Consider the following 7,649-nt stretch of genomic DNA (forward strand, 5'->3'; position numbering starts at 1 on the left):
CGGTGCAGCGGTCATCGTCATGTGCCTTTCGGTGTGGGGTGTCATGATTCCGGTGGACGGTGAAACCCACCGATCTGGAAGGATTAAATCATGCCACGTAAGTATTCGGATCAGTTTCGTCAGCAGTGCATTGATGAGGTGTTGATGTTCGGCAAGACTCGTGGTGCCGTGGCCCAGGAGTACGGGGTGTCGTCCTCGTCGTTGGGACGCTGGGTGGCCAAAGCCGAAGGCACCTTGGGCACTGGTTCCGGCAGCCACATGCGCGCTGCTGATGCCGCGTCGCAGGACCCGGCAGAGATGGCAAAGCGGATCAAAGAGCTCGAGCGTGAAAACGAGTTTTTAAAAAAAGCGGCCGCCTTCTTCGCCACGGAGCACACCACGAGGACCTCTTCGCGGTAATTGCCCACTTCCACGAAGAAGGCAACCCCTGCCCCCGCTACCCAGTGTCAATGATGTGCCGTGTGTTGGAAGTATCCAGCTCCGGCTATTACGCCTGGCGCAAGCGTAGAGATACTCCGCCGGCCGGTGGCACACCGCGGGCGAAACGCGCGGCGATTACCGATCTGGTTATCGAGATCTTCAACGAGCACAACGGTTTTGCCGGGGCGCGCACTATCTACCGGCAGCTTCAGGCCCAAAACGTTGCAACCACGCTGTATGCGGTGCGAAAGATCATGGCTGACAACACGCTGCACACCAAGTACCGTCGCGCGTTTAAACGCACCACGATCCAAGACCCGCAGGCGAGCGCACGAGCTGATCTGCTTCGGTGCCGTTTCTACCCCGCGATGCCGACAACCTATCTGTGCGGCGACATCACCTACCTGCGCACCGCGCAGGGATGGATGTATCTGGCCGTCGTGATCGATCTGAGCACACGGATGGTTGTCGGGTGGCAGATCGCAGACCGGATGAGTGCGCAACTTGTCGTCGACGCGCTGACCATGGCGCACGCGGCCGGTTTCGTCGCGGGCAACGCGGTGTTTCACTCCGACCGCGGCTCGCAATACACCTCGAAGCAGTTCGCGCAAACAGCCAAGAAACTCGATGTGCGTTTAAGCACCGGCGCGGTCGGTGTGTGCTGGGACAACGCGGTTGCGGAGTCGATGTTTTCCACGTTGAAGCTGCATCTGCTGTACGAAAAGAAGCAGTTCGCGTCGAAGTTCGACGCCCGCTACGAAGTCGGACACTGGATCGAGGCGTACTACAACCGCCGCCGCATCCACTCCACCACCGGGCTGATCCCCGCCGAAGCAATGCGCCAATTCAAAACCCGCTGCGCCGACACACACGCCGCCGCAGCCTAACCCCCACAACCAAACACAACGGGTTTACCCGTCCACAAAATTTGACACAGCCCAGTGAGATGTGGTAGTTGAGTCGAAAGGTTACTGACGGTGGCCGCCCACTATTTTCAAGGGCCCACCATCAGCAAGCGTTACACCACACTAAGGGACGCAACCGTTCAACGGTGTTAAACCCATAGGTTCGCAGTGTGTGGTTCGCGCGTGCGATTGCACGGTGCGAGCACCCGAGTTGTTGTTCTATTTGGCGATAAGAACGCTGTTTGATCAGCAACGTCATTATCGCGCGGTAATCCGTCATGAGCGGACTCCTTCCGGTTGATGCCACACCCGTGTGGTGTGGCTACCGGAAGTATGAACGTGAGGAGATGTGCAGCGCTACCAGATACTCACTGTCGTGCTACCGGATAGTCACGACACTGCTACCAAATAGCCGGTCGCAACATCGGTAACCGTTGTTGAATCGGCTGACCAACGAATCCGCCCCAACCCTGTCCGGAACTTCGGCAACCCAATAGGCAGCCGCTGACTGCGACGAGATCACTGTTGGCAGTCGGCCCTCACGGTCGAATATGATCTTGGCAAGGTCTTCTTGCCCACGCTGATTGATGCTCATGGTCATAAAATCATCGATGATCAAGACATCGATGTTGATCAGTTTGCGCATCATAGTGAGATAGGTTTCGTCAGTCGGTGAGAAGACCGCCAACATGTCGGCAAGCTGTTCTAGTCACGCTTGGTGTTCCACCAATGCCCCACCGCAAGGTCGCCACCTCAACTTCTCCCACCGACGTCCATAGACCTTGAGCATGAATTAGTTCAGCTTTGTAGAGTCCATTGATCGTCTCCGCCAATGCGTTGTCATAGGAGTCACCGACTGTTCCCACGCTCGGGCGAATTCCAGGCTCGGCTAAAGCTTTTGCGACCGGCTATCTGATAGCAAGGTCGTGACTACGTGGTAGCGCTACACACCCCATCGTGTTCAGGCTCGACCCCGCTGAAACCTATCTCTTAGCTAGATTCATCAACGCAAATCGCATGACTCGATTATTGGTTTGTCTTGAGCCATTTATGGTCGCTTCAGTCGTTTTTCAAACGCAGATCGCTTATCACGCAGTAGCAGCGCAATCAAGTCTTTCCGTTTCGTCGGCCCCAGCATAACAGAGCTACTAGGCGCCCGTGAAACGAAATCCAAAACGTATTCTCGCAGCGTTTGCCAGTACAATGAACTCGTATTTGGAACTACACGAAAGTACCACCACAGGTCTTCATTCAGCAGTTTTCGGTACCAGTATTCGATAACATCTTGATTCTGAGAATCTAAGATCACTTCCTCGGTCGAGCGAGCCACCTCAAGCCGCTGGGTTAAATCATCTAACGAGGTCTTGTTCTGTGTGATCGACGTACCATCCTCTCGGGCCCTCCAGTAATATACAACATCGGGAACGATATCGAACGGGACGCCGGAGAGATACATACGAGCCGATATCTCCTGGTCTTCGTAGAGCATACCTACCGGAAAACGGCCGGCGATTTGGTCGAAATAGTCCCGCTTGAAAAGCTTGCTCCACGCGAACACATTCCACAAGATAGCTGGGAACTGAGTAGCACTGATACCAATTTGTTCGACACGGTGTGCTTCTTCCACAAACCACGGTTGCCATCTTCTCGACGAGTTAAAACGTTCCACGGCCCCGACCACCATTCCAGAATTACTCTTTGCCATCGTGTCTGCCATTTTGGTATAAGCGTGAGGGGGCACCAGGTCGTCTGAATCTACAAAGGCGAGCAGCTCCGAAGAGGTATTATCTATACCTGTGTTTCTGGCCGCGCTAAGACCAGCGTTCTCTTGATGTATCACACGAACATTTTCATGGGCCGCCGATAGCATCTCCGCTATCTTAGGCGTACCATCAGTCGAACCATCATTTACAACTACTACTTCGAGTGAAGGATAGTCTGATTCCAGGATAGATTGAACACACTCTGCTAGGTACTGTTCAACGTTGAACGCCGGTACGATCACGGCTAAAGTCGGATACTTTTTCATTTCATTTCCCTCAAAATGCCTGTGCCCGGTCCAAAGAAGTCAACGCCGAGTTCTTCTAAGCCCTGTCCCTTCTCCAAATCGACATAAGAGTCATAGTGATCGATGAATTGATTCGCCCGTCTAAGTTCTGGTCTGACTTCATAGTTATACAACTGATCGCCTACGGTATTCACATATACCGTATTAGTAGCCTTTACGCCCAACGCGATAAACGCCGTCCAAAAGGTTGATTCTGGCCCCCATTTTATTGCTACATCGAACTCCTGCTTGTGGAACAATCTAAAATGCTCACGCTTAAGGCTCGAGGTATATAAGGACAGCTGGTAATCATTGAGGCCCACCCACGGGGTTTGATAGAGACTATTAACCGCCACATATTCTTCGGCTGTATTGACTAGGCCTCCCTTGCGTGGAAGCACGCGCACATGATCGGGAAGCGCGTCAAGTGCTTGCACCATTCCTGGATCAAGATCAATCGTGGCACTGTCCAATGACACTGTCACGTCCCAGATGCTGGGGTCCAAGCTGCTCAAAAACTGAATTACATCACCGCGATTGGAACCTGAAGAAAATGCGTTATGTAAAAACATCGTCTTTTTGGTAGGTTTCAATTGCTCGATGTCACCATCGTCGCGCAACATTAAATCGAGACACCGCTCAGCGGCCTTGCCATCCTCTTTGCGCACAAACACGTCTCTTGTGGACGTTTTACCTTCAACTGCCAAGTCCAAAGATCGCTGGATACCCGAGATAAGGCTATCCAAGTCTTCATATGTCGGTCCGGGGAAGTCGGCTTTATCAAAATAAAGGCCCCGATCCGATCTGTAGTCCTCGTAGTCATAGACATAAAAGAGGACCGGAGCTGAACCCGCAAGCGCATCAACGCCTAAACTCGAATAATCAGTAATCACTACGTCAGCGGCAGCAATTAGATCGTAGGTTGACAGCTCGGCTGGCGGGACCAGCACAGGTATTTCAACTTCGTCCAAAGCTTTTTGGGACAACGGATGGCCTCGGAATACAACTTCAAAACCCTCGTCAGCCCCTAGCACCGCTAGGTCCTTGATCAGCTTTTCAATGTGAGCTTTTTGAGACTTAGGAGTTCCTCGCCATGTCGGGGCATACAGAATTAGTGGCAAATCAGTTTTGCAACCGATTTTATTGCGTAAACTCTGCTTCGCTCCGGGGGAGACATGCATCAATGCATCGTTTCGAGGGTATCCCGTAACCAAAACTTCTCCGCCCAAGAAATTGTCCACTTCATAGCTGCGCTTCATCACATCCGCCGTGAAGTCATTTGGCATTTGAAGTTGCGTACAATGCAGAAAGTTTCGACTCACGTTCCCATAATCGTATAGTGCGTCTTTGTCATCCCTCCCTAGGAACTTCAATGGCGTTCCGTGCCAGGTATTAACCGATACTTGGCCTTCTCTGTGCATATACTCAAAGGAAAAAGAGGCGTTATTGCATAAATACTTCGCGACTGCGAGTGCAAGCCAATATCCAGGCGATTCTCGTCTGCAGACGACTGTATCGGACGCAAGAGCTACGTCATCGGGAATTTCTGTCCCCTCGTTCGCAACCCATACATGCAATTGATCTCGCAGCCCTCGCTGCTGGACTTCTCTGTAAACCGCGAGAGGATTGCAGTCAATCCTTCGACCGAAGTGGCTTTCCCACAGCCATACTCCCGGAAGGATATCCAGGAATTCACGAAGCTCCAGGTACCTGTACACGTTCCGTTTGCGTTGATTTGGTTTCCCAACTTCATAAAGGTACGACGTCGGTAACTCTTCGGAAATTACGAAGAGTTTCATCGCCCTGTCCAAATCACCCAAAACTGCAGAGCAGTACCCCAACGCTTCAAAAATTGCGGGATCATGCTCTTCCATCATAAAGGCAAGTTTCCAAAACGCCTTCTCTGCTGACTTAACATTCCCCGCCCGAAGATCACGTATAGCTACCGTAAAGAGCACGGAATTAATTTTCGCGGTCTTATCGGTGTTCAGCCCAATCTTGGGAAGTATTAACTTTACTTGATCAGCTAAACTGAATTTAGCTTGCGTAGAAGAAATCTTCCTTAACAGGTCGTTCTCTGGTTGGCCAGATACCAGGCCGTCAATCTGCTGCTCTTTCTCTCCAATACGATATTGTTCTGGCTTCAATCTAGTTGCGAGTGTCTGCCCAAAATCAAAGCTAGACCAAAATGGCTCTAGGATCATTAGGGCGGTAGCAGCGTCAGCTGTAGCCCTCCAGTAACTAATACCAAGATGTAGCCTAGAAACCGACTTGTCATTCTTATTTGCAACCGCAAGGGCGTATTGCTCTGCAGCAAGATCGAACTGCTCATTTTGGTCGGCGACAACGCCTGCGCGAAAGTGTCTTTGTGTAGACCTATCAAGCTCTGCGGCCATTATTGCTGCCGCTGTTGCACGTTCTTTTTCGCCGTTATAACTTGCTAACCGAGAATAACGGTCCCACCACCATGCTTCGTTCGGCTTAATATATTCATCTTTCGACGCCAGACGGTAGGCAGACCTTTTATCCCCAAGCTGCGAATACAGCTCGTTCACAGCTATCGGCCTTTTCCCAGCCTTTTTTCGCGCTTCATTTAATCCAAATAAGGCTTTTTCGCTCACCTCTCCCGCCAAAACAAGCTCACACTTGCAAAGCTCAAATGCCTCTCGCATATCAATTTCGCCTGTGGATTGCTTTTCCTGCAACAACTCATAGGCCATCTTGAAACGACGAGTTCGTATGAGTTCAGCCAAGATAACCTGCTCTAAAGCAGGAGAAGGATCCTCAACCGCATACAGTAGCTCGAGTCTTTCCCACGAGGTAAGGGCGTGATTTAAGCTTGTGTCTCTTTCTTGCGGCTGGATCTCTTCATAAAGCAAATCGTTCTTTACAAGTAGGCCGGCAAGATCAAATTTGGCGATCGCTTCGCCTTCCGCTATCGCTTTCATTAACGACCTTGCCCTAACAGCAACATCGTCATCGACCTTAATCGCATCCAACGCAATCAGGTTAGACCTAGCTCGCAGTAGCTGGCCCGATTCATACAAAGCAACAGCATACTCAAAACGAATAATCGGGTCCTTAGGATGCTTGATGACGAGTTCACCAGCTAGATTAACAACAAACCTCTGCTCACCCTCCATTCTCTGCTGGAGAAGGCGTCGATGGTCTTCCAAAACGAGAGCAGAAAGTCCCTTTTCTCTCGCGACAGATTCCAAATAACTAAACGAACTGCCTGATCTAGGGTCGTTCTTATTTTGGCGCGTCTCCAAGTCATTCTTTTGCTCCAGTAGTGAAGCCTTTAACTCCTTATAAGCACCTGAGCTCACCCCATCCATTTCTAAAGCATTTATCTTAGCTATTGCCAAATCAAGATTGCCTAGCTCCCCATATATTTTCGAAATGCGTACTTTAACTTCGGTAGACCTGAGTTCCTCGGGTATGCTCTCATAAAGGTGAAGCGCTTCCTTCAGGTTTCCATCAGCATACGTCTTCGCAGCCGAATACTGGACGACTTTTTGCAGTTTCGGGAGCCCTGTCTTACCTGCTATTACTCCACCGCTAAATCTGAGTACCTTATCTCTAAGACCCTGTTGGTTAAAAGATTTCTTTGTTTTCATTTGATCCACCTAGATTAACCGCGTTCCGACTCGGGTCGGTAAGCCATTATTTTTTCGCAAGTTCTTGTTTAATTTGAGTAGTCGAGATTTCTGGTGTACGGGGAAGGTAAACAATCTCGCATAATCCGGCCAATTGTTCGTCAAATTTTCCTTCCCAATCGTCCCCCATAGTGAACACGTCGACGTGGAAGTTCTTAATATCATCGGGTTTTTGACGCCAATCATTTTCCGGAATGACTAGGTCAACAAACCGCAACGCTTCGAGCATTCCCTTCCTCTCTTCAAATGAAAAATAGGCTTGTTTCCCTTTGCCCGCATTAAATTCATCAGTCGAAATAGCTACGATAAGGTAGTCGCCAAGCTCTTTAGCTCGTTTCAACAACCGAATATGTCCATAATGAAGTAAATCAAACGTCCCGTATGTGATCACCCTACGCATGGCTACCTTTCCAGTTCGTTTTATTCAGCAAGTTCGCAAATTCGCCTTAGGACCAAAACCTCTAGAATGCATAAACAGCACCAGGAGCGCCCGCAACACGCCGTACCATGTTACGCTGCAGAACTAAACCTATCACTATGCAGTCTGTTTGTAGAATGAAGTGCCCCGAGTTTTGTTCCTAGGCATTTGCCTTGATTTCTATTTTTGCTTGGGGCGGG

Annotated in this window: 4 protein-coding genes and 3 pseudogenes; 2 read left to right on the forward strand and 5 right to left on the reverse strand. The window is 50.3% G+C overall.

Annotated features, from left to right (window positions below; genetic code table 11):
• Positions 1-144: 144 nt before the first annotated feature.
• Together HMPREF2690_RS00005 and HMPREF2690_RS00010 are read left to right on the forward strand one after the other, a co-directional pair.
• A complete protein-coding gene (locus HMPREF2690_RS00005) occupies positions 145-399 on the forward strand; it encodes a transposase (RefSeq protein ID WP_244268753.1) in 255 nt (84 codons plus the stop codon).
• Positions 393-1,307, forward strand: a pseudogene (locus tag HMPREF2690_RS00010) (IS3 family transposase); the annotation flags it as partial. The gene HMPREF2690_RS00005 and the pseudogene HMPREF2690_RS00010, both read left to right, overlap by 7 nt.
• A gap of 397 nt (positions 1,308-1,704) precedes the next feature.
• On the opposite strand, the pseudogene HMPREF2690_RS00015 reads toward HMPREF2690_RS00010, so the two are convergent.
• From HMPREF2690_RS00015 to tagD, 5 genes and pseudogenes are all read right to left on the reverse strand, one after another.
• Positions 1,705-2,034: pseudogene (locus HMPREF2690_RS00015) on the reverse strand (ATP-binding protein); the annotation flags it as partial.
• Positions 2,031-2,218 (reverse strand): annotated as a pseudogene (locus HMPREF2690_RS11830) (integrase core domain-containing protein); the annotation flags it as partial. The pseudogenes HMPREF2690_RS11830 and HMPREF2690_RS00015, both read right to left, overlap by 4 nt.
• 155 nt (positions 2,219-2,373) lie before the next feature.
• Positions 2,374-3,354 carry a glycosyltransferase family 2 protein gene (locus tag HMPREF2690_RS00020; RefSeq protein ID WP_070819824.1) on the reverse strand — a complete coding sequence of 327 codons (981 nt, stop codon included), beginning with the start codon at positions 3,352-3,354 and terminating at the stop codon, positions 2,374-2,376.
• Positions 3,351-6,992 carry a CDP-glycerol glycerophosphotransferase family protein gene (locus HMPREF2690_RS00025; protein WP_070819825.1) on the reverse strand — a complete coding sequence of 1,214 codons (3,642 nt, stop codon included), beginning with the start codon at positions 6,990-6,992 and terminating at the stop codon, positions 3,351-3,353. The genes HMPREF2690_RS00020 and HMPREF2690_RS00025 overlap by 4 nt, the downstream gene beginning before the upstream one ends.
• Positions 6,993-7,038: 46 nt before the next feature.
• Positions 7,039-7,431: a glycerol-3-phosphate cytidylyltransferase gene (tagD, locus tag HMPREF2690_RS00030; RefSeq protein ID WP_070819826.1), complete on the reverse strand. Its 393-nt coding sequence runs from the start codon at positions 7,429-7,431 to the stop codon at positions 7,039-7,041.
• Positions 7,432-7,649: the final 218 nt, after the last annotated feature.

The organism is Corynebacterium sp. HMSC034E11, assembly GCF_001835905.1.
In the GTDB taxonomy this organism is placed as follows: domain Bacteria; phylum Actinomycetota; class Actinomycetes; order Mycobacteriales; family Mycobacteriaceae; genus Corynebacterium; species Corynebacterium coyleae.

Coding starts and splice junctions, on each gene's coding strand:
- HMPREF2690_RS00005 (WP_244268753.1), top strand. CDS start 145: ATGTTCGGCAAGACTCGTGGTGCCGTGGCCCAGGAGTACGGGGTGTCG.
- HMPREF2690_RS00025 (WP_070819825.1), bottom strand. CDS start 6,992: ATGAAAACAAAGAAATCTTTTAACCAACAGGGTCTTAGAGATAAGGTA.
- HMPREF2690_RS00020 (WP_070819824.1), bottom strand. CDS start 3,354: ATGAAAAAGTATCCGACTTTAGCCGTGATCGTACCGGCGTTCAACGTT.
- tagD (WP_070819826.1), bottom strand. CDS start 7,431: ATGCGTAGGGTGATCACATACGGGACGTTTGATTTACTTCATTATGGA.